This window comes from Bacillus cereus group sp. TH152-1LC, assembly GCF_027710505.1.
In the GTDB taxonomy this organism is placed as follows: Bacteria; Bacillota; Bacilli; order Bacillales; family Bacillaceae_G; genus Bacillus_A; species Bacillus_A mobilis.
In genome coordinates this window covers 1-21,993 of the sequence record NZ_JAQFNK010000022.1, presented here as the reverse complement: position 1 = coordinate 21,993, position 21,993 = coordinate 1, and the positions used below count along the sequence as shown (strand labels likewise).

Below are 21,993 nucleotides of genomic sequence, written 5' to 3'. Positions count from 1 at the left end.
GGCTTTTTGAAAAGGGCGTCTTTCGTATTTTGTAGAAATGGATTTACATGTACTGTGTAGAGGCAAGGTAGTACAAAATATAGATAGTTTCATGTGAAACATTTTTATTATCAAATGTACAAAATGATTAACTTAGTGTATTAAACGTATCATTCATAAGTATTCTAATATATTTTAAAGTAAAATAGAATAATAAAGAGGTAATTGTCGGAATATATTCGAATTCTGTTTATTTTTATGAAATATATGTACTTTTTGTTAGAATACTTATTTTTATTTCGATAAAATACACGTATGTAGAAATAAGAAAAGGATGATGTACGTGAAGGAAACTGTTTTACAAGAATCAATTTCTCCGCAACAGTTACATACAGTTGTTCAAAAGAATACGGCGTATTATGACTTTAAGTGGGGGAAAGTAGAAAATCCAGCGCAAAGAAATACGTGGAATTGGGTAGCCTTTTTCTTCCCACCTTTGTGGTTAGCTTATCGTAAAATGTATAAGTTGTTTATTATACTTATGTTATTATCGGTTCCTAGTATACTTATACCGCCTTTTATAGACATTCCAGATGGGATTTTTTTATCAATTAGTTTAGTTTTTCAATTAGGAATGATGATATTTACTGGATGGCAAGGAAACCGTTTATACTATAAGCACGCTGTCCGTATTTTACATAAGGAAGAAAATATGCCTGATCATGAGAAGGCGTATTACTTACAATCAAAGGGTGGCGCTAGTTTTGCTGGTATGATTGGTTTACAAGTTATAGTGACGCTAATATTTGGCGGAGCTATGTTTGGACTCTCCTTTTTACCAACTGAGCCGAACATTAAAAATGTTGTTCGTACAAGTGATGAAGGTGTTACTTTAGAGATTATGACGGATAATCCAACGTGGAAGCTTGTAAAGAAAGAAAAAGATTATGATGTAGTAGAATTTACTGGTTATGATTATACAGAGAAGAAAAACGTGAAAATAAAATTTGCTGTTTATTTTAGTGAAGACTATTTTGAATGGCAAGAAGTATATGAGAATAATAAGAAGTTAAGTGAAGAAGAGTTGGAAGAGTATCAATTTTATATTGAAGAAAATAGTTGGAGTTTCTAGTGAAAACTCGTTCATTTTGAAAAGAAGAATCTTGTGAAGGTTCTTCTTTTTATATATTAGAAAAACAAATAATAGTAGGAGGAAAAGGTAGTATGATAGATGTTCATTTTTATGATTGGGCTAAGAAACGTCCTAAAAAACATTATAATCGATTACATGAAATGAGAATTTTTGAATTAATTTTTTCGAAGAAGTTAAGTAGCTTGGATCTTGGATTAGAAACTGTAGAAAATATAGATATATATTGCCTAGCAAACCCTAATGAAGATATTTCTTATGAACTACAGGAGGCTCTGGAGAAGATTCGTATATTCGTGCCTTATGATTATATGCAATTTTTAAATTTGGAATCAGTTGAGGATAAATATAAGCATTTTTGTGAGTTGGTTCATCTCTATGTCGTACCAGCTATTGAAAAACATTCAAAAATATCATTAGAAATGATTAAAGAGTATGTGAATGAAGCACTTCAAGAAATAGAGAAAGAGAATTACGAGATTGTGTTTTTAGTGGATAAAACGCCTAGGAAAAGCCCAAGCCGAAAGAAAACGGCTATATTAAAAGGAATTCATCGTTCGGAAGGATTCCAGCTAATGTGTGAAGTGTATAACGATAAAGGGCTAAGGGTAGTAAATAAATTACTCGTAGAAGAAGTAGGGAATGCAGTAGTCTATTCTAGATTTTTAGGAAAACTAAAATGGGAAAATGAGCACTTAATAGTAGTGAAATCCAAGACAAGCAGCTGGATGGAAGAAGTACACGTCGAATAAACTAATTATCGAAAAATGTGAATACAAAACACCATACGAATTGAAAATTTGTAAAATACAATAAAAAATGAGAATTTGAGGTAGGCTTGTCAATAACGTAAGACTGTGGCACTATAAAGAAATGCTATACAAATTTTATTTATCGAGATGTAAACATCAATTTTGATTTTTACGTATAAATAATGAACGGAGGAAATGAATTTATGGCTACTTTACCAAATTGTCCAAAATGTAATTCAGAATATACGTATGAGGATGGCGTTCTTTTCGTATGTCCAGAATGTGCTCATGAGTGGGGCCAAGAAGCAGAAGCTGAAAATAATGATGGTGCAAAAGTTGTAAAAGATGCGAACGGAAACGTTCTTCAAGACGGCGATGCTGTTACTGTTATTAAAGATTTAAAAGTAAAAGGGACTTCTTCAGTTGTGAAGATCGGTACGAAAGTAAAGAGTATCCGTCTAGTTGATGGCGATCACGATATTGATTGTAAAATCGACGGTTTCGGAGCTATGAAGTTAAAATCACAATTCGTTAAGAAGGCGTAAGTAAAAAGAGGAGGCGAGTAGCCTCCTCTTTTTTTATTGTCATTTTTGGTCGGTAAGTCGATATAATTTCATTTACGATGAACAGAGCATGATTTACCTCGCACTATAGTCAATCTCTTTCAACTGACACCGCTTATTAAAGAATGTTTTATATCCAAGCTGTAAGAAGATAATAACAGCAAAGGCAGTGCTTCCTGAAATACCAAGTATGATAGCAATTTGATATTGAATAGCTGTAAATGGTGATACACCAGATAAGATTTGACCAGTCATCATGCCTGGTAAGCTTATAATCCCCATTCCTACCATAGAATTAATCGTTGGTAAAATAGCAGAGTCAAAAGCGTCACGGATGAGAGGAGCGGCGGCTTCTTTCGGTGCTGCGCCGAGCATAAGGGCACCTTCAATTTGGCCTCTTTGCGATTTCATATTGTTTAAGAACGTATTTGCACCGAGAGAAACACCTGTCATCGCATTCCCGACTAACATTCCCGTAATCGGAACGATGTATTGCGGCGCATACCAAGGATCGTGCCCGATAATAACAAAGATAAATAGTAGAAGTGGCCCAATTGATCCGGCAACCATGGAAAGAGCGGCTACTCGTTTTAAGTCTTTTGACATTGGGATGTTAACTCGTTTATAAATATTAAAAATTGCAAAGGTAGTAATAGAAGTAATGAGAGCAATTGTATAAAATGGATTACTATTTTCAAATACGTATGTCAGGACATAGGCAACAAGTACGAGCTGAATCGTCATACGGAATGTTGCGAGCGCAATTTGTTTCTCACGCGGTATTCCTTTTAATTTTACAAGTCCAATTAAAATAAGAATAAAAATATATGCAGCGGCAAGTTGCCAAATTTGGAGTTCAATAACGCCCTTCAATTGAGAGCACTTCCTTTCTAGTTGCACCGTTTGTTTTACTAAGTTCAATAATATCGTCTGCAATTTCTTCTGGAAGTTGTTGTGAGTGTGTAATGAAGATAACTGTTTTTTTCTTTTCTCTTGCTAGCATAGTAAATTGTTTCATAACGCGGCGTTCTGTATCGCTATCTAGTGCCGAGGTTGGTTCATCTAATAAATAAACAGGTGGATCCATAAGTACGATACGTGCAAAAGCAAGTCGTTGTTTTTCCCCGCCTGATAATGAATCGGCGTTGTCTTCTAAATTTTTTTCTAAGCTAACAGTCGTTAGTGCGCCTCGCAAAATATCATCATTTGGAAATGGTTTTTCAGAAAGACGAAGTCCCATTAATAGATTGTCTTTAATCGTTCCATCAAAAATAGGTGGCGTTTGCCCAAGCATGACTACGTCACGTCGTAATTGAATAGGAGGATAATCAGAAATCAGCTTTCCGTTGTATTCAATTGTACCGGATGTTGGAGATTGCAAATCATTTAGCATGCGGAGCAATGTACTTTTTCCGCTCCCACTCTCACCGATAATACATGTGATTTTTTCTTTTTGAATCTGTAAATAAGGAATGTGTAGTATATCTTTGTATGTAACGTCTTTTAATATAAACATAGATGGCTCCTTTCTGATTCTAGTTATATCGTATCAAAAAAGGGAGGATAACGGTTATAAAGGGCAACGTTTTTTCTTCGTCTTAAGTTCTATTAATAAGTTAAGTAAACGATCTAATTCTTGGCTGAAAGAAATCACTTTATCATGAGTGAATCCGTACTTTTCAACGAGATAGATCAATTCTTTCTTCTTCGCTTCTATTCGATCGTTTAGTTTCGTTACGTTCATAAGTAAAATGGAATGCCTCCTGTAAAAGTATTTACAACACAAAAAATAAGACCGAATGAATTCGGTCTTAAAGGAAATAAAACAACTTATAAATAGCATACACTGTTTATCGATAGTTTTTAATATAAAAATGAAAAAAATCATTATTCATATTGAGAAAGATGTGTCTGATAATTATATGTTAACGAATAAAAGAGGCTGCCTGCTTAGTAGACAGCCTGTAAAGTATTAACCTTTATGATACTTGTACATCCAAAGAAGACCGGATTTTAATAATCTCGGTACACGTCCCATTAATGGTTGGTTTGCTAGTAAACCGAAGCCGTGCTTCTTCCCAAGAGAACCGAGAACACCTTTTAATTTAATTACAGGTAGTTCGTCAGGAAGTGGTTCATTATTCCAACGTTTTAATAATATTTGGACAATTTGTTCTCCTTGACCTTCAGCAAGTTGGGCAGATGGTGCGTGTGGAAGTGCTGCACAATCTCCTACAACATACACGTGCTCGTTATTCGGAATATTGTGATATTTTGTTAAAACAACCCGTCCGCTACCATCTTGTTCAACTGGAAGGTTTCGAACAACTTCATTTGCTTGAATACCAGCTGTCCAGACGATTGCATCACATTCAAGTGGTTCATCGTGGTTGTACACAATATTTGGTTCTACTTTTGTAATGTTAGAGTTTCTTATAATAGTAACTTTATGTTTTACGAACCATTCTTCTACGTATCTACTTAATTTCTCTGGATATGGGAATAGAATCCTATCTTTTCGATCAAATAAGTGAATTTTTAAATCAGAACGGCTTTCGCGAAGTTCACTTGCAACTTCAACGCCACTTAATCCAGCGCCAACGACAGCTACTGTTGCATTTGGTTCTAGACTATTTAATTGTTCATATGTCTTACGAGTTTGTTCAATCGATTGTAGGCTATGTGTATATTCCTTCGCCCCAGGAACGTTATGATATTTATCCTCACAGCCAAGACCGATAATTAAATCATCATATGAGATCGCTTCGCCGCCATCGAGATGAACAGCTTTTTCTTCGAGATCAATATTTGTTATTGTGCCGTATTGAATATTGAGGCGTGGGTGCTCGGGAAACGGTATACGAATATGCGTTTCTGAAATAGTACCCGCAACTAATGCATAATATTCAGTTTTGAAGCAATGATATGGTACTTTGTCGATTAATGTCACTTGTACATCATCTGGAAGTTGGTTGCTTGGAAGTAGCCGCTGCAGAATTCTCATTCCACCGTAGCCGCCACCTAGTATTACGAGGTGTTTCATGATGGATTACCCCTTTTCTGTTGAAATATCCCCTAATCATACAATTTTATATTAATAAAATATTTTGACTTTACTCAATCAAATTATATCGAATTTGTGAACAAATAACAATGCATGAATGAATACTCTGTTGTACAATAAGAAGAAAAGTAAAGTAAACTGTTTTGCCTTTTTAGTTACCATTTCATTGCAAGTATCATGTTATATAAAATAAGACCATCTACTTTGAAGTGAAATAGTGAAGTAACTAAATAGTTTAGGATGTATAACAAAAACAACAAGAGACAGCTTAGTTTTCTTCTTATAGATAGTCAGAAGGTAATTTGTTTTGTAGTACAGGGGGGAGAATTTTGATTAAACCATTAATTGAATTTTGTGTAGGTAACCTTGCGAGTGGTTCACAAGCAGCTTTAGAGAAATTAGAAAAAGATCCGAATTTAGATGTAATGGAGTATGGTTGTTTAGGATATTGTGGCATTTGTTTTGAAGGACCGTTTGCACTTGTAAATGGTGAAGTAGTACAAGGTGCTACAGTAGAAGAACTAGTCAATAATGTATATGATTATTTGGATGAAAATCCAATGTTTTAAGGTGTTGCAATCGGCAGCACCTTTTTCTTTTTCTATTAGATAAAATCCTATTTAGCAGGGGAGGATAATACTGAATATAAATAAAAAAAGGCCCTTTTAGAAGGGCTTTTTTCTTACACAATTTGTGCAAGAATGGCTCACCGCCAAATGTTGTCAAATATGAGAAACGGGGGACATTCATATTGTGTTCTAAAAGCATGCATTTTATACTTGAAATAACAAATTATTTTTGGAGTGAATACAAATGAGCCAATTTTCTTTTACAAAAATGCATGGTCTTGGCAATAGTTATATATATGTAAATATGTTTGAAGAACAAATTCCGGAAGAAGATTTAGCTCTTGTGGCGGAAAAGGTTTCAAATATTAATACTGGTATTGGAGCAGATGGAATGATTTTAATTTGTCCATCTGACGTAGCTCCGGTGAAAATGCGCATGTTTAATAATGATGGATCAGAAGGAAAGAGCTGCGGTAACGGTTTACGCTGCGTAGCGAAATATGCGTATGAGCATAAACTAGTAGAAGAAACATTTTTCACAATTGAAACGTTAGCTGGTATTGTAACGGCGGAAGTAACAGTAGAAGAAGGAAAAGTTACATTGGCGAAAATCGATATGGGAGCACCGCGTTTAACACGTGAAGAAATACCGATGCTTGGTGAAGGTGAAACACCATTTATTCGTGAAAACTTCTTATACAATAATCATCGTTATGCATTTACAGCTGTTTCAATGGGGAATCCGCATGCGGTTATTTTTGTGGATGATGTAGAACAAGCACCTCTTACAACACTTGGTCCAGTCCTTGAGACACATGAAATGTTCCCAGAGCGAGTAAATGTTGAATTCATCGAGATTTTGAATGAGGAAGAAATGAACTTCCGCGTTTGGGAACGAGGATCTGGTGTAACACAAGCTTGCGGAACAGGGGCGTGTGCTGCGGTTGTAGCCTCTATTTTAAATGGAAAGATGGAACGTGGTAAGGAAATTACAGTTCATTTAGCTGGTGGCGATTTAATGATTGCATGGACAGAAGAAGGCAATGTGTTAATGAAAGGACCAGCGGAAGTAATTTGCCGCGGAGTGTATGAGTACAAGATAGAAGCGTAAAGATGTATAATAGAATGAGAACAGAAAGGATGTGTATTTCATGATTGAAGTAACAGAACAAGCAGCTTTTCAAATTAAAGATATGTTAAAAGATGCTGAAGATGGAGAGAAGTACGTGCGCCTTGCTGTACATGGCGGCGGATGTACTGGCCTTTCTTACGGCTTAGGATTTGAAGTAGAACCAAAAGAAGACGACACAGTTCTTGAATTTTTCGGTGTTGAATTTGTTATCGATACAGAAAGTGCTCCAATTGTTAAAGGAGTAAAAATTGATTATAAACAATCTATGCTTGGCGGCGGATTCACAATCGACAATCCAAACGCAATCGCATCATGCGGATGTGGATCATCTTTCCGTACAGCGACGAATGCTGGTAAGCCAGAAGAGTGCTAAGTTTTTAGCAGAAATAGAGAAAGACCTTTTTAGCGATGAAATAAAATCGTTAAGGAGGTCTTTTCTTTTGCTGTAAAAAATCAAAAACGTCGCCTTCCCAATTTAGAAACCGGCCCTAAGATATGTTGCATAACGAATGTTAAAATCTAATTTATCTTTGCATAGATGCAAGTATCAGTTAGTTGTTTGCCGTCAGCTGTAAGATCTTCATTACGTAATATCCCTTCAAGCTCAAAACCTAGTTTTTCAGGGATTGCACGACTTTTCGTGTTATTACGTTCACATCGTATTTCAATCCTTCTAAATTTGAATAACTGAAATCCAAGGCTTATTAACGCATTTACTACTTCTGTCATATATCCATTTCCACTAAATTGTGTGTTAATCCAGTATCCAATTTCACATTTAGAAACCTTCCAATCGATTCCGTGAAGGCTAGCAGTTCCAATAAAATCATTCGTCTCCTTATGGTAGATAAGATAGCGAAAGCTTTCTCTTTTCAAAAAATCTATATGCGCATTTCTCAGGAGAATTTCCGTTTCTTCAACAGTAGGAATTGACTGGAATAAAAGCAGCCATTGCTTTAATTCATTAATGGAATCTTTAATAGCTTGTTGTACTATATTCCCTTCACCAGCTTGAAGTGGTGCTCGAAGAATGAGTCTTCCTGTTTCTATTTGTAACGGAACATCTAATAAAATAGGGTTCATATTATTTCACCTCTCGAAAACTTTAAATTAGGACAGAATGAAACGTATGTAAAAAAACTTTCGCTCAAAAGTTAGAGAACAATAAATATATATTCAATTCATCACTTAGAAATCCTTTTTCATCTATTGCCTTCTAATTTCTTTATCATTTATTTGAGCTTCAAGTTCTCTGTTTTCCAGAGTTATAATGGAAGGATAGAAAGAGGGGGATATATGCTGGAAGATATTTTTGAATTTATATTGAAGTACGTTATAGGTTCTATTTTTAGAGTTATAAGATACCTTGTGATAGATATTATAATAGAATGCATAATAGAAGGTGTAATAAACGGTATAAGGAGATTACGTGATAAAATCCGTGATAAGTGGCGAAACTGGCGTGAAAGACGTTATTGGCGGTAATAGGTACATAAAAAATTGGCAGTAAAGAGATAGAGGATAAAAAGCCTTAAGGCTTTTTATAACGAAGTAGTAGCAACGCATCCAAGTTTAGAATCCGTACTCATTCCAATTGGTGACGGAATGACGGTTTCTAAAGTAAAGAAATAATTATTATCTTACAAAAGTGTAATGTTCATGTCATGTTTTTGAATTTCTTCTTTAAAGCTTAGGCTTTAAGATAACAATATAAGAAAAACACATGAGGTGAAGGAAATGAAAAGATATATTGCACTTTTTAGCATTTTAGTTGTATTTGCAAGCTTATTAGTTGGCTGTGATTTAAATCGTATGGGTAAAGACGAGTATTACGTTCAAATTACGGTAGATGGAAAAGAGTATAATGGTAAGTCTGATAGTGGTCAGCCTTATAAAGATTACGAATATAAACTAACTGGTTTTGATAAAGACGGAAAAGAAAAAGAATTAGAATTTATTGCACAAAAAAACTTACGTAAAGATGCATTCTTACGTGTATATCACTCAGATAAAAAAGGTGTAACAGCTTGGGAAGAAGTAAAGAAAGATGAGCTTCCTGCGAAAGTGAAAGAAAAACTAGGTGCAAAATAAGAAAGAAAAAAGGAATTGACGAACAGGGTCAATTCCTTTTTATATTCTCAAAATCCTCTTCCGAAATGACTTTAAATCCATGTTTTTTGAATAAAGCAGTTGCTACTCCGTAACCAGTTTGTTTATTCCCGTTAAATTCTCCAGTGTAGATCGTAGAACTACCACAAGATGGACTGCGTTCCTTTAAAATAATATATTCTGGATGTAAATTCTTAATTTGTTCTAGAGCTTTATAAGCACCGCTCACGAAAGCTTCTGTAACATCTTCACCGTCTTTTGTCATCACTTTCGCTTTTCCATCTAAAACATCATCGCCATTCCCGCCAATAATTTCAGCTGAAGGACGAGGTGTTGGTAATCCTCCTAATACTTCAGGACAAATGAGGACCGTATCTTCTTGTTGCAGCAAATCTTCTATTTTTGAAACGAGATTGTCATTTCCATCATACCGACAAGCGATACCACCTAAACAAGCACTTATTACGATCATATTGTCACCTCCAAAAAAATTTAAAATATCACGCCAATTTTGCTTCCTGACTCTTACCTATAAATGAGGTGATAAAAATGGGAAGCTTATATAACTTAATGAAACCATACAGTGAATTTCGAAGTAAAGAAGAGTTTAATACATATCAAAAACAAGTTTTGAAGTACTATCGATTCCAATTAAATAAGACGGATGCTACCATCATTTATTTTTTAGGAAAGTATGCAGTGAATGAGAAACAGAAAACAGTGGGAGTTGCTTGTCCGTTAATGGAGACGATTGCGACGAATGTTGGAAAGAGCATTCGTACAGTACGCCGTTCAATTGCAAAGTTAGAGGAACTAGGAATTATAAAGCGTGTTGCGACAAAAGAAAGACATAGGCGCGGTGGGTATAGTGCGAACTTATATGTATTTCTTACATCTGCAATTGACCGCATGGATGACCGTATGAAAATGTCCGCATGTGAAAGTGATGATCTTGCAGCTGGCTGTAGTAAAAATGAGCAAAAAAATGAGGAGGAAACAATTTTTTCTAAAAACATTCCACAAATAAAAGAGAATAGAAAAGAAACGTACGAACTTGATGAGACGTATTGCCGCCACGATATACCGAGGCCTTTTATATACGCACTTGTGCCGATGACGCGTAATCCGAAGAAGATTAATATATTTTGGAGTAAGGTGGAACTTGCATATAAAAAGAGCGGGTTACTACAGCAAGGTGTGTTACTGGAGCAAATATTAGCCGATGAAGAAGTGTATGGAAATTTCATTTGGCGAGTAAAGAGTGTTGTGAGAGCGTATAAATACGGGGAAATCCGTAAAAATGTTAAGGCGCTTTTATATAGTACAGTGCGGAATCTATTTTTAGAGGTTGGACTAGAATGAGGAGCAGCTGTGAGAAGAAGTAAGGGAATATCGTTATTCGATCCATTTAAAAAGGAGCCATGCGTATAACACATGACTCCAAGTGGTTAATCAAACTTTCTTACAACTGGAACACGAATCGCTACAAAAAGTACGAAGACGATAACGGCGATTGCACCGCTTTTCATAACGGCTACGATTGGAATTCCTATTGCAAGTGCGATTGATGTGAATGCATAAGAAAGCGGGATAAAGCCCATTGATGATAGCATAAGTAAACTCATTACGCGTCCCATCATTTCTTCTTTTACTGTCGATTGAATCATCGCCATAAGCGGAACGATAGCCATTGCGATTGTAATACCGTAAAACATGCCAGCTAATAATGCTTGCCAAAGTACGGTACTAAAGTTAATGGATAAGAAGAATACACCAGACAGTAGCATCATGATAATGCAAAATAGACCACGTCTACGATTAATATTTTTTAAACCGACAATGACAGCGCCTATTGCCATTCCGCCACCTACAGATGCTTCTAAGTAACTAAACTGAAGCGAATCACCGTGCAGAACATTTTTAACGAAAAGCGGGAAACCGACTTGCATCGGACCAATTAAAAATAAGTTTAAAAAGGCGCTACAAAGAAGGAAAGTTGAAAGGAATGGTGATTCCTTTACATATAAGATTCCTTCTTTAATAGAAGTGAACATGCCTTTGTCTGTATTTTGCTGCTCTGGCATCGTAAATTGTATTTTTTGAACGAGTATGGCTGCGACGATCAGTAATAAAATCGTGATCGAAAAAATCGTTTCATAGTTCGTAAATTTGATAAGAATTCCGCCAAGTACAGGGCCTAAGATGACTGATGCTTGGTTTGTCATTTGTGTAAGTGAGTTTGCTTGTGTTAAACGGCTTTTTTCTACAAGTTCAGGTAAGATAGATCCATCAGCTGACCAGAAAAAAGCATCAGCAAGCCCAAAGAATAAAGCGAATAAAGCAAATGTATACAGTGTTACATCACCTACGATGAACCATGTAAGAATGGTCGCGACGAGAATAGCACGAATAATATTAGAATAAAACATAATGTTTTTTTTCGGGAATTTATCAGCTACAGCGCCGCCAATAATCATAAAAATAAGCCTTGGAACACTAAGAGCTACGAAAACAACACCGAGTGAAGCCTCAAGGTTTAATGTTTTTGCTATGTACCACGTTTGTGAAAAAGTAAAAAAGGCTAAAGCAAAACTTGAAAAGAGTGTAGCTGCCCAAAGAAAAAGGAAATTCGTATTTTTTAATAACGGTTTTCCGCTTCCCTCTAAAGCAGATTTATTTTGTTGTAGTTCCTCCATATTGCTTCCTTTCTATGTGACAAATTTAAACTAAAAAACCTGTTAACAATCGTTTTATACAGTTTCTAATATTTCTATACTGCACTTTTTCATTGTAGACAATAATGTTGAATTTGCACAGTGGCTATTTAACGACAAAAAAGAAGATACCAGTTGGTATCTTCTTTTTTGTCGTTTAGGCTAACGCAATATAAATATCCAATTGTACGTTGGTTGGATCGGTTGCTTTTTCATCATACAGCTCAAAGTCTGTTGTAAAAGCACGTTTGTTTTCTTTTGACCATTTCCAAATATATTCCCAAGCTTCGCAAACGACTTCAGCAACTGGTCCCTTTCTCGTTGTAAATACCGCATACGTAGCGGCAGGTATTGTTAAAGTTGTCATATTTTCAGGCACGTCTTCTAATGAAGAAACGGGCATACCGATTGTAAATTGATATGTACCAGTTTCATCTGATTCGTAATTTGAGTAGAAAGCGAATGTTTCTTTCGTTTGTTGATTTGGGATGTGATGCATCATTTGTTCTTGGAAGTATTGGTTCCAAAGCTCTGGAATTTTTCCTTCAGTAGATGCCTCTGTTTCATTTGTCGTCGTAATCGAAACGCCGATTGCTTGGAAAGCTTCTTTTTTTACGATAATAGGTTCGTTTATCATTAAAAATTCCTCCTTCAAATTAGAACGTTTGTTCTTGATTAATATAACATATTTTTACATGTAATGGTTTCTATGTTTCAGGAATTTAAATAATAATTAATGAACTAAAATAAGTAAAAAATGGTAAACTTCCTATTGCTTGTATAAATAGATTAGCGAGTATGTTAAGATTTTTATGTATCCTTTAACTGTCATATAAACCTATATAATAGGGGGTTTTTCCTATATTAAAAAAATGATAAGGGTTTATATGGGTATCCGATATATATGCTATTTTTGATAAATTAAAATAGTAATATTCTATGAGATTTGTATTGTTGAAATGGGGATTTCAATGATGCATCTTCGTAGGACGGATTGTTGCGAGTGGATATATATTGTTATGTTTCCGGCTACTAAATGAAATGAAGTAGACGGATAGCAAATATATAGAAAGGAGAAAAGGTAGAAAATATGAAAAAAGTGTTGAAATGTTTTAATGTCGTAACAATGATTACACTTCTCCTATCCATCATATTACCTTCACCTAGCGCTTTTGCTACAGAGATAAATGAAAAAAGCTGGGATGAGTTACAAGGGCATGATGTGAAGATTAAGGCAGAGAAAGTGAATGCTGAAATATATAGGGGAGAAGTAGCTGAGAGGGAACACGTATTTCAATATACGATTGAAAATACGGGAGATACATCAATTCAAGAATTGGTGATGAAACAAAATAATGACAATGAAATTATGTTCCTTCCTCAATCTATGAAAGTAAACGGAGAGAAGTTACCTGAAAATAAGGTAGCTGATTTCTATATAGAGGAAAAAGATAAGGGAGGAAAGCTTCTTTCTTCCAATATTAAAATTCAAGATTTAAAATCACACGAAAAAATGACTGTGTTAATAAAAGCTAGCCGTGCACAGCATTTTAATAAAGAATACAAACAAAAAATTAGTGTGCAAAAAGATCAAGTGCAAATAGGAAATATGTCTGTAGATGTTGAAGGGATTCCTTCTGAAGATAAGGTTGAAGCGAATGCCGACGATGAGGGTGACAGTAGTAAGAAAAAAATTGGGTCACCGGCTGATGCTAAAACTAAAGAAGTGGATGGAAAATTAAAAGTATCTGCAGAAGATAAAAATAAACCTGTATTAAAAACAGAACTAGAGAATGAAGAACAACCGGTAGCTAAAGATGAGAAGCAGCTAGAAAAAGAAGTGGAAAATCAGAGCGATGCAAAAGTACAAGCTGCCTCCGAAAATGCTTCAAAGGTTCAAATCCAAACAGGAGATAAGCAAGGGTTTGGCGATCCACTGTATTCTACAATTGCCGCTGGAGATTTAGTGCAGACTGGTAATGTGACGCTTGGGCTAACAGATAATCACTATACTAGGCAAAGTGTCGGGGGGAAAGTAAATAAACAGGCTGTAGATATTGATAATGATGACACTACATTTAATTCATCAACAGGAGCTTTTCCTAACATCCCTGCTGGAAGTAAAGTGAAAAAGGCGTATTTATTTTGGACAGCAGCTATGGGGACTCCAAGTGATGCAAGGACCGACTATAGAGTTAGCGATGAAGATGTAAGACAGCCAGTTAAAATGAAGATGGGAAATAAGCAATACGCTGAAGTAAGTGCTGATAGTATACGAAAAGCGGACCATTTACCATATATTGCGAATCACTATAGCAGTGGCGCAGGATATGTTGCATTTGCTGATGTAACAAATGTAATTGCTAAACAGGGCCTTTCTCGAACAGTGACAGTTGCAAATGTACCGCAAATTAAATTCGAAAAGGGCAGTGGCTACTACTGGGGCAACTGGAATCTTATATTAGTTTATGAAAACTATAAAGAAACCGTAAAAGATATGAAAATTTGGGAAGGTTTAGTTTCTCAAAAAAGTACAGCTTGGGCAGATATTAGTGTTAATAAAATAAACACACCGAAAGAAGGGGCTTTTAAGGCGAAATTTAGTTATTTCTCGTCACAAGGAGATCCTGCTGATCATGATGGATATGCCTATGATTATGGAGAGTATGACTTTGGATTAGACTATCAAAAATTTAAAAATATTAACGGTAAAGATAATGATGTTAATGACTCGTCTATGACAGAAGTACAAGTGGATGGCACTAACGAGTTTGTTACAAAAAAATATCCGGGATATAACCCAGATTGGACAAATTCATTTAGTACAGATATTCATACGTATCATCTTGAGGGACCAAACCAAGTGAAAAATGATTTAAAAGAAGGGAAAATGCGCTTTAGAGCATATGGTGGTGGCGGTGATATTTACGTATTAAACAACACTACATTCGTCACAGAACATAATGCACCAAATTTACAAGTTGATAAAAAGGCGTTGGATAGTGCTGGAAAAGAAATTAAGGAAGTTAAAGTTGGCGAAGAGATTACGTACCAAATTGAAGTGAAGAATGATACGAAGAACAATCAAGCACCAGTGTCTAATGTAAAAGGTTTTGATAAATTAGATACTCGCTTAGAGTATATCCCGGGATCAATCCAATATATTAGTGGAAGCAATAAAGGACACAAAACAGATGATGCAAACGATGATGAAGCAGAATTTGTAAATAATCAAATTGATTTCCGTATTGGTGAAGGGGCAGATGCTACAGACGGTGGTGTTTTACAGCCTGGTGAAAGTGCCGTTATTACATTTAAGGTGAAAGTGAAAGAATCTATACAATCAGATACAACAGTAAAAAATGTCGTTGCTGTAAAGGGACAAGATAGTGCCGAGATAAAGTATGAGAGTGAAGACGATGCAAATATTACGGTTACGACTCCAAAAGAAGTTCCAGGAGAAATAGAAGCGACAAAAATAGCTTCTAATAAAACACCGAGTTTAGGTGACGAGGTCGAGTATCGTATTACGTTTAAAAACAAGGTAAAAGATGGATGTCTAGATGTATTGACGATTGAAGATGAATTACCGAGTAGTCTTGAGTTTGTGAAAGATAGTTTGAAAGCAGAAGGTGTAAAACCAGAGCCAGTAGAGCTGAAATTTGAAAATGGCAAAGTAATTGCAAAGTATCCAGAAATTATGGATATGGAAGAAAGAAGTATCGTCTTTAAAACGAAAGTAAAAGAAACTGCAAAAATTGGTGAAGAAATTGTTAACAAAGCAATTGTTAGTGATAAAACAAATCCACCAAAGAATCTAGAAGAAAAGATTACACCACAGCATAAGGTCGGCAAAATTGATGCAAAGAAAAAAGCAACAAATAAGAAGCCGAAGCTAGGAGAAGAAGTTGAATATCAAATTAGCTTCAAAAATACGGTGGAAAACGGAAAACTAGAGGCAGTTACAATAGAAGATGAAATTCCAGCTAACTTAGAATTTGTTCAAGGCAGTGAGAGAGCTGAAGGTGCTGGACCAAATCCAGTAGAGTTAAAAGTAGAAAATGGTAAGGTAATCGCAAAATATCCAGAGATTACAGATACAAAAGAGCGAAGCATCATTTTTAAAGTGAAGGTAAAAGAAGAAGCAAAAGCAGGAGAAACAATTGTTAATAAAGCAGTTGTGAGCGATCCGAATGTTCAGCCGGAGCATCCAGAAGAAAAGATTACGCCAGGTTATAAAGACGGTAAAGTAACCATAGATAAAAGCGTAACGAATCAAACACCAAAACTAGGAGAAGAAGTAGAGTACCGCATTACATTTCATAATACGGTAGAAAACGGAAAGCTAGAAAAGGTGATGATAGAAGACACGTTGCCTGAAGGTGTTGAATACGTGAAAGATAGTTTGAAAGCAGAAGGTATAAAACCAGAGCCAGTAGAACTAAAAATGGAGAATGGCAAGGTAACTGCAACATATCCAGAAATTATGGATATGGAACAAAGAAGTATTGTTTTTAAAGTGAAAGTAAAAGAGACGGCAAAAGTAGGAGAAGCAATTGTAAACAAAGCAGTTGCAAAAGATCCGAAACATGATCCGACTGATGCAAAGGTTGTTATTACACCGCAAAGTAAAAAAGGTGAAATTGCCGCTACAAAGGTAGTTAATAATGAAAAGCCGAAGCTAGGGGAAGAAATCGAATATCGAATTAGTTTTCATAATACGGTAGAGAACGGAAAACTAGCAGAGGTGCGAGTAGAAGATACAATTCCAACCGGTCTTGAATATGTAGAAAATAGTATTAAGGCTGAAGGTGAAGCACCGGGTCCAGTAGAATTAAAGGTTGAAGCTGGGATAGTTAAAGCGAAGTATATTGATATTACGGATACGAAAGAAAGAAGTATCGTCTTTAAAGTAAAGGTGAAGGAAGAAGTAAAAGTAGGTCAAGAGATCGTCAATAAAGCAATTGTTGATGATACGAAACATCCACCGATTGAGCCGGAGGAAAGAATTACTCCGCAATATAAAGATGGAATAATTGATTCGAAGAAGACAGTAGATAATCCATCACCAAAACTAGGAGAAGAAGTAGAATACCGAATTAGCTTTAAGAATACGGTAGAAAACGGAAAACTAGAAAAGGTAAAAATAGAGGATACAATCCCTAACGGTTTAGAGTATGTAAAAGGTAGTGAAAAAGCGGAAGGCGATAAACCGGCTCCAGTAAAGTTACATGTGAAAAATGGAAAAGTTATCGCTGAATACGCAAATATTACGGATACGAAAGAAAGAAGTATCGTTTTTAAAGTAAAGGTGAAAGAAGAAGCGGAAGTAGGCAAGGAAATCGTCAATAAGGCAATTGTTGATGATACGAAAGAGTCAAAAGAGCCAGAAGCAAAAATTACTCCATTACACAAAGATGGAAAAATTAAAGCAAAGAAAAGCGTAAATAATGAAACGCCGAAGTTAGGGGATGAAGTAGAATACCGAATTAGCTTTAAAAATACGGTAGAAAACGGAAAACTAGCAGAGGTGAAAATAGAAGATACTCTACCAGAAGGTTTAGAGTATGTAGAAAACAGTGTGAAAGCAGAAGGTTCTAAGCCAAATCCAGTAGAGTTGAAAGTGGAAAACGGTAAGGTACTGGCGAAGTATCCAGAGATTACGGATACAGAAGAAAGAAGTATCACTTTTAAAGTGAAAGTAAAAGAAGAAGTGAAAATCGGCGAAAAAATCGTCAATAAAGCAATTATTGATGATACAAAAAACAAACCAGAAACACCAAAAGCAGAAATTACTCCGCAACATAAAGATGGAAAAGTGGAAGCGAAAAAAGTAGTAAATAGCCCGTCACCGAAGTTAGGAGAAGAAGTAGAATACCGAATTAGCTTTAAAAACACGGTAGAAAGCGGAAAACTAACAGAGGTAAAAATAGAAGATGATTTACCGAATGGATTAGAGTATGTGAAAGAAAGTGTGAAAGCAGAAGGATCTAAGCCAGAGCCGGTAGAACTGCAAGTGAAAGATGGAAAAGTAATTGCTAAATATCCAGAGATTACGGATACAGAAGAAAGAAGTATCGTCTTTAAAGCGAAAGTAAAAAAAAACTTCAAAATTGGCGAAGGTATTGTCAATAAAGTAGTTGTTGATGATACGAAAGATCCAACGACCTCAGAAGTAACGATTACACCAGAATATAAAGACGGTAAGCTGAAAGCAGAGAAGGTTGTAAACAATAAGAAGCCGAAGTTAGGAGAAGAAGTAGAATACCGAATTAGTTTTAAAAATACGGTAGAAAACGGGAAGCTAGCCGAGGTTAAAGTAGAAGATGAAATTCCAGCTGGATTAGAGTATGTGGAGAACAGTGTGAAGGCAGAAGGTTCTAAACCGGGTCCAGTAGAACTGAAAGTGGAAAACGGCAAGGTCATGGCAAAGTATCCAGCGATTATGGATACGAAAGAAAGAAGCATTGTCTTTAAAGTGAAGGTAAAAGAAGAAGCAGAAATCGGTAAGGAAATTGTCAATAAGGCAATTGTAGTAGATACAACACATGAGCCAGAAAAGCCTCATGTTGCAATTACCCCACAATATAAAGACGGCAAGATTGCTGCTCAGAAAATGGCGAATAACCATAAACCAAAACTAGGAGAAGAAGTAGAATACCGAATTAGTTTTAAAAACACGGTAGAAAACGGAAAACTAGCAGAGGTAAATATAAAGGATACATTACCAAATGGTTTAGAGTATGTAGAAGGCAGCATCGCGGCAGAAGGTTCTAAACCGAAACCAGTAGAGCTACAGGTGAAAAATAATGAGGTAATGGCAAAATATCCAGCAATTACAGATACAGAGGAAAGAAGCATTGTCTTTAAAGCGAAGGTAAAAGAAAGCGCAAAAGCGGGAGAAGAAATCGTAAATGAGGCGATTGTGGATGATACAAAGAATCTGCCAGAAGAGCCTTACGTACCGATTACCCCGCAATATAAAGATGGAAAAATTGAGGCGAGAAAAGAAGTAAGTAATCATGAACCGAAGCTAGGTGAGGAAATCGAATATCGAATTATTTTTAATAATACGGTGAAAGATGGAAAACTAGCCGAGGTGAAGATAGAGGATGAAATTCCAGCTGGATTAGAGTTTGTGCAAGGAAGCGAAAAGGCTGAAGGTGAAGAGCCAACACCAGTGGAGTTGAAAGTAGAAAATGGCAAGGTAACGGCAAAGTATTCAGAGATTATGGATACGAAAGAAAGAAGTATTGTCTTTAAAGTGAAGGTGAAAGATTCAGTTGCAATAGGAAAGGGTATTACAAATAAAGCGATTATTCATGTGGATGATCCGAACCATCCTATAACTGAACCGACAGCTAAAATTACCCTGCAATATAAAGACGGTAAAATTAAGGCTGATAAAAAAGTAAGTAAAAAAGATCCAAAGCTAGGGGAAGAAATCGAATACCGCATTTCATTTAGTAATACGGTGAAAGATGGAAAGCTAGCCGAGGTGAAGATAGAAGATGAAATTCCGTCTGGTTTAGAATATGTGAAGGGTAGTCTAAAAGCAGAAGGTGATAAGCCAGAGCCAGTAGAGTTGAAAGAAGAAGCTGGCAAAATTATCGCAAAGTATGAAAATATCACTGATAGGAAAGAAAGAAACATTGTCTTTAAAGTGAAAGATGATGTGGAAGTGGACAAAGCAATTGTGAATAAAGCGATTGTGGATGATTCACAAAATCCAGTAGAGCAACCAGAAGTAGAAATTATCCCGCAGTATAAAGACGGTAAAGTGAAAGCTGGTAAAAAGGTAAGTAAAAAAGGTCCAAAGCTAGGAGAAGAAGTGGAGTACCGAATTAGTTTTAAAAACACGGTAGAAAACGGAAAACTAGCAGAGGTGAAAATTGAGGATCAATTACCAACTGGTTTAGAGTATGTGAAGGATAGTTTAAAAGCAGAAGGTAATGAACCGAGTCCAGTAGAGTTAAAAGAAGAAGCTGGGAAAATTACAGCGAAGTATGAAAACATTACTGATACAGTGGAGCGTAGTGTTAGCTTTAAGGTGAAAGTAACGGAAGCAGCAAAAGTCGGTAAGACAATTGTGAATAAGGCAATTGTGGATGATCATAATCCGAAGAATCCACCGCAAAAACCAGAAGCGATTATTACACCGGAGTATAAAGACGGAAAACTAAAAGCTGAGAAAACAGTAAATAATCCAGCTCCAAAATTAGGAGAAGAAGTAGAATATCGAATTACATTCCGGAACGTAGTTGAACATGGAAAAGTAGCGAAGGTGAAGATTAAGGATGAATTACCAAGTGGCTTAGAGTTTGTAGAAGGTAGTGAAAGAGCTGAGGGAGAGAATCCGAAACCGTTGCATGTGAAAGTGAAAAATGGAATCGTCCTTGCAGAATATCCAGAAATTACGGATACGAAAGAGAGAAGCATTGTCTTTAAAGTGAAGGTGAAAGAAAAAGCTAAAGTTGGCGAAGAAATTGTGAATAAGGCGGTTGTGGAAGATACAATAAACCCACCAGAGCAACCGAATATCGCTATTCAGCCTCAATATAAAGATGGTGCATTACAAGCAGAAAAAACAGTAAGCAATCATGAACCGAAGTTAGGAGAAGAAGTAGAATACCGAATTAGCTTTGAAAATACGGTAGAGAACGGAAAACTAACTGAGGTAAAGGTAGAAGATGAAATTCCAGCTGGTTTAGAATATGTACAAGATAGTATAAAGTCTGATGGGCCACAACCAAATCCGGTAGAACTTCATGTTGAGAATGGAAAAGTAACAGCAAAGTATCCGGAAATTACAGATACGAAAAAAAGAAGTATCATCTTTAAAGTGCGAGTACAAGAAACGGTACAAGTAGGAAAAGAGATTGTAAACAAGGCAATTGTGGATGATAATAATCCGACGACTCCGCCAGTTGAGTCACTTATACCAATTACCCCGCAATATAAAGATGGGAAACTAGAGGCAAGGAAAGAAGTAAGTAATCATGAACCGAAGCTAGGAGAAGAAATCGAATATCGAATTACTTTTAACGGCACAGTAGATGGCGGGAAGTTAGTTGATGTGAAAATTGAAGATAAAATCCCAGCTGGTTTAGAATATGTGCAAGATAGTTTGAAGGCTGTAGGTGACAAGCCTGCACCAACAGAGCTTACAGTAGAGAGTGGAAAAGTAATAGTAAAGTATCCAGATATTATGGATACGCAAGAAAGAAGTATCATCTTTAAAGTGAAGGTAAAAGAAACAGTAAAAGTTGGAGAGGAAATAACAAATAAAGCGATTATTCATGTGGATGATCCGGACCATCCAGTTATAGAACCGACAGCGACAATAAAGCCAGAATATAAAGATGGTAAGTTAAAAGCAACGAAGACAGTAAGTAATAAAGAACCGAAGCTAGGAGAAGAAGTGGAATACCGAATTAGTTTCAACAATACGGTAGAAAACGGAGAATTAGCTGTGGTGAAGATAAAAGATGAAATACCAGCCGGTTTAGAATACGTGCAAGACAGCCTGAGATTTGAAGGTGCTGAGCCAAATCCAATAGAGTTAAAAATGGAGTTTGGAAAAGTAACTGCTACGTATTTAGACATTATGGATACACAAGAACGTAGTATTATTTTTAAAGCGAAGGTAAAAGCAACGGTTAAAATCGGTGAGGAAATTGTGAATAAAGCGATTGTGGAAGATACAACAAACAAACCGCTTGAACCGACAGTTTCCATTAAGCCGAAGGAACCGGAAAAACCGAAAGATCCGAAAGAACCAGAAGTGAAACCGGAAGATCCGAAAGAACCAGAAGTGAAACCGGAAGATCCGAAAGAACCAGAAGTGAAACCGGAAGATCCGAAAGAACCAGAAGTGAAACCGGAAGATCCGAAAGAACCAGAAGTGAAACCGGAAGATCCGAAAGAACCAGAAGTGAAACCGGAAGATCCGAAAGAACCA

17 protein-coding genes and 2 pseudogenes are annotated in these 21,993 nt (G+C 36.1%); 11 read left to right on the top strand and 8 right to left on the bottom strand.

The features are described from left to right. Positions 1–316 precede the first annotated feature (316 nt). The 3 genes from PDL00_RS28615 (at position 317) to phnA (ending at position 2,426) form a co-directional block, all read left to right on the top strand. The gene (locus tag PDL00_RS28615; RefSeq protein WP_270732865.1) at positions 317–1,111 is read left to right on the top strand and encodes a DUF2628 domain-containing protein; all 795 of its coding nucleotides are present in this window, start codon (positions 317–319) and stop codon (positions 1,109–1,111) included. Positions 1,112–1,203: 92 nt separating this feature from the next. Beyond that, entirely contained in the window at positions 1,204–1,881 is a 678-nt protein-coding gene (locus PDL00_RS28610) for a hypothetical protein (RefSeq protein ID WP_270732863.1), read from the top strand. A 203-nt stretch (positions 1,882–2,084) separates the two neighbouring features. Then, positions 2,085–2,426, top strand: a complete 342-nt coding sequence (phnA, locus tag PDL00_RS28605; protein WP_000212737.1) for an alkylphosphonate utilization operon protein PhnA — start codon at positions 2,085–2,087, stop codon at positions 2,424–2,426. 93 nt (positions 2,427–2,519) lie between these two features. Here the strand turns inward: phnA and PDL00_RS28600 are convergent, their stop codons facing one another. The 4 genes from PDL00_RS28600 to PDL00_RS28585 form a co-directional block, all read right to left on the bottom strand. Further along, positions 2,520–3,317, bottom strand: a complete 798-nt coding sequence (locus PDL00_RS28600; protein WP_270732861.1) for an ABC transporter permease — start codon at positions 3,315–3,317, stop codon at positions 2,520–2,522. Beyond that, positions 3,301–3,960 carry an ABC transporter ATP-binding protein gene (locus tag PDL00_RS28595; protein ID WP_270732858.1) on the bottom strand — a complete coding sequence of 220 codons (660 nt, stop codon included), beginning with the start codon at positions 3,958–3,960 and terminating at the stop codon, positions 3,301–3,303. Before PDL00_RS28595 ends, PDL00_RS28600 begins: the two co-directional genes overlap by 17 nt. A gap of 54 nt (positions 3,961–4,014) precedes the next feature. Continuing rightward, on the bottom strand, positions 4,015–4,188 hold the full coding sequence (locus tag PDL00_RS28590) for an aspartyl-phosphate phosphatase Spo0E family protein (RefSeq protein WP_270732855.1): 174 nt from the start codon (positions 4,186–4,188) through the stop codon (positions 4,015–4,017). A gap of 228 nt (positions 4,189–4,416) precedes the next feature. Then, positions 4,417–5,487: an NAD(P)/FAD-dependent oxidoreductase gene (locus PDL00_RS28585; RefSeq protein ID WP_071724908.1), complete on the bottom strand. Its 1,071-nt coding sequence runs from the start codon at positions 5,485–5,487 to the stop codon at positions 4,417–4,419. A gap of 350 nt (positions 5,488–5,837) precedes the next feature. Here PDL00_RS28585 and PDL00_RS28580 point away from each other — a divergent pair, with 350 nt between their 5' ends. The 3 genes from PDL00_RS28580 (at position 5,838) to PDL00_RS28570 (ending at position 7,582) form a co-directional block, all read left to right on the top strand. Further along, positions 5,838–6,077, top strand: a complete 240-nt coding sequence (locus tag PDL00_RS28580) for a YuzB family protein (protein ID WP_000595025.1) — start codon at positions 5,838–5,840, stop codon at positions 6,075–6,077. Positions 6,078–6,321: 244 nt separating this feature from the next. Further along, a complete protein-coding gene (dapF, locus tag PDL00_RS28575) occupies positions 6,322–7,188 on the top strand; it encodes a diaminopimelate epimerase (RefSeq protein ID WP_242256882.1) in 867 nt (288 codons plus the stop codon). Between the two features lie 40 nt (positions 7,189–7,228). Beyond that, positions 7,229–7,582, top strand: coding sequence for a HesB/IscA family protein (locus tag PDL00_RS28570; RefSeq protein ID WP_000573830.1), 354 nt, complete (start codon positions 7,229–7,231; stop codon positions 7,580–7,582). Positions 7,583–7,728: 146 nt separating this feature from the next. On the opposite strand, the gene PDL00_RS28565 is transcribed toward PDL00_RS28570, so the two are convergent. Next, complete coding sequence (locus PDL00_RS28565; protein ID WP_242256883.1) at positions 7,729–8,292, bottom strand: GNAT family N-acetyltransferase; 564 nt, start codon at positions 8,290–8,292, stop codon at positions 7,729–7,731. Positions 8,293–8,505: 213 nt separating this feature from the next. Here PDL00_RS28565 and PDL00_RS28560 point away from each other — a divergent pair, with 213 nt between their 5' ends. The 3 genes and pseudogenes from PDL00_RS28560 (at position 8,506) to PDL00_RS28555 (ending at position 9,300) form a co-directional block, all read left to right on the top strand. After that, the gene (locus PDL00_RS28560) at positions 8,506–8,694 is read left to right on the top strand and encodes a hypothetical protein (protein ID WP_061679574.1); all 189 of its coding nucleotides are present in this window, start codon (positions 8,506–8,508) and stop codon (positions 8,692–8,694) included. 57 nt (positions 8,695–8,751) lie between these two features. Next, a pseudogene (locus PDL00_RS34790) lies at positions 8,752–8,841 on the top strand (O-methyltransferase); the annotation flags it as partial. A gap of 105 nt (positions 8,842–8,946) precedes the next feature. Continuing rightward, positions 8,947–9,300, top strand: a complete 354-nt coding sequence (locus PDL00_RS28555) for a YxeA family protein (protein ID WP_242256884.1) — start codon at positions 8,947–8,949, stop codon at positions 9,298–9,300. A 28-nt stretch (positions 9,301–9,328) separates the two neighbouring features. Here the strand turns inward: PDL00_RS28555 and PDL00_RS28550 are convergent, their stop codons facing one another. After that, complete coding sequence (locus PDL00_RS28550; protein WP_242256885.1) at positions 9,329–9,790, bottom strand: DUF523 domain-containing protein; 462 nt, start codon at positions 9,788–9,790, stop codon at positions 9,329–9,331. A gap of 77 nt (positions 9,791–9,867) precedes the next feature. Between PDL00_RS28550 and PDL00_RS28545 the strand changes: the two are divergent. Beyond that, positions 9,868–10,749 (top strand): annotated as a pseudogene (locus PDL00_RS28545) (helix-turn-helix domain-containing protein). 17 nt (positions 10,750–10,766) lie between these two features. Here PDL00_RS28545 and PDL00_RS28540 read toward each other — a convergent pair. After that, a complete protein-coding gene (locus PDL00_RS28540; protein ID WP_242256887.1) occupies positions 10,767–12,014 on the bottom strand; it encodes an MFS transporter in 1,248 nt (415 codons plus the stop codon). 175 nt (positions 12,015–12,189) lie between these two features. After that, the gene (locus PDL00_RS28535) at positions 12,190–12,669 is read right to left on the bottom strand and encodes a GyrI-like domain-containing protein (RefSeq protein WP_242256888.1); all 480 of its coding nucleotides are present in this window, start codon (positions 12,667–12,669) and stop codon (positions 12,190–12,192) included. Positions 12,670–13,122: 453 nt separating this feature from the next. On the opposite strand from PDL00_RS28535, the gene PDL00_RS28530 reads away from it, so the two are divergent. Beyond that, a partial coding sequence (locus PDL00_RS28530) for an isopeptide-forming domain-containing fimbrial protein (protein ID WP_270732844.1) occupies positions 13,123–21,993 on the top strand: 8,871 nt, incomplete at its 3' end.

Coding starts and splice junctions, on each gene's coding strand:
- PDL00_RS28555 (WP_242256884.1), top strand. CDS start 8,947: ATGAAAAGATATATTGCACTTTTTAGCATTTTAGTTGTATTTGCAAGC.
- PDL00_RS28540 (WP_242256887.1), bottom strand. CDS start 12,014: ATGGAGGAACTACAACAAAATAAATCTGCTTTAGAGGGAAGCGGAAAA.
- PDL00_RS28560 (WP_061679574.1), top strand. CDS start 8,506: ATGCTGGAAGATATTTTTGAATTTATATTGAAGTACGTTATAGGTTCT.
- PDL00_RS28570 (WP_000573830.1), top strand. CDS start 7,229: ATGATTGAAGTAACAGAACAAGCAGCTTTTCAAATTAAAGATATGTTA.
- PDL00_RS28550 (WP_242256885.1), bottom strand. CDS start 9,790: ATGATCGTAATAAGTGCTTGTTTAGGTGGTATCGCTTGTCGGTATGAT.
- dapF (WP_242256882.1), top strand. CDS start 6,322: ATGAGCCAATTTTCTTTTACAAAAATGCATGGTCTTGGCAATAGTTAT.
- PDL00_RS28585 (WP_071724908.1), bottom strand. CDS start 5,487: ATGAAACACCTCGTAATACTAGGTGGCGGCTACGGTGGAATGAGAATT.
- PDL00_RS28595 (WP_270732858.1), bottom strand. CDS start 3,960: ATGTTTATATTAAAAGACGTTACATACAAAGATATACTACACATTCCT.
- PDL00_RS28615 (WP_270732865.1), top strand. CDS start 317: ATGTACGTGAAGGAAACTGTTTTACAAGAATCAATTTCTCCGCAACAG.
- PDL00_RS28535 (WP_242256888.1), bottom strand. CDS start 12,669: ATGATAAACGAACCTATTATCGTAAAAAAAGAAGCTTTCCAAGCAATC.
- PDL00_RS28610 (WP_270732863.1), top strand. CDS start 1,204: ATGATAGATGTTCATTTTTATGATTGGGCTAAGAAACGTCCTAAAAAA.
- PDL00_RS28565 (WP_242256883.1), bottom strand. CDS start 8,292: ATGAACCCTATTTTATTAGATGTTCCGTTACAAATAGAAACAGGAAGA.
- phnA (WP_000212737.1), top strand. CDS start 2,085: ATGGCTACTTTACCAAATTGTCCAAAATGTAATTCAGAATATACGTAT.
- PDL00_RS28590 (WP_270732855.1), bottom strand. CDS start 4,188: ATGAACGTAACGAAACTAAACGATCGAATAGAAGCGAAGAAGAAAGAA.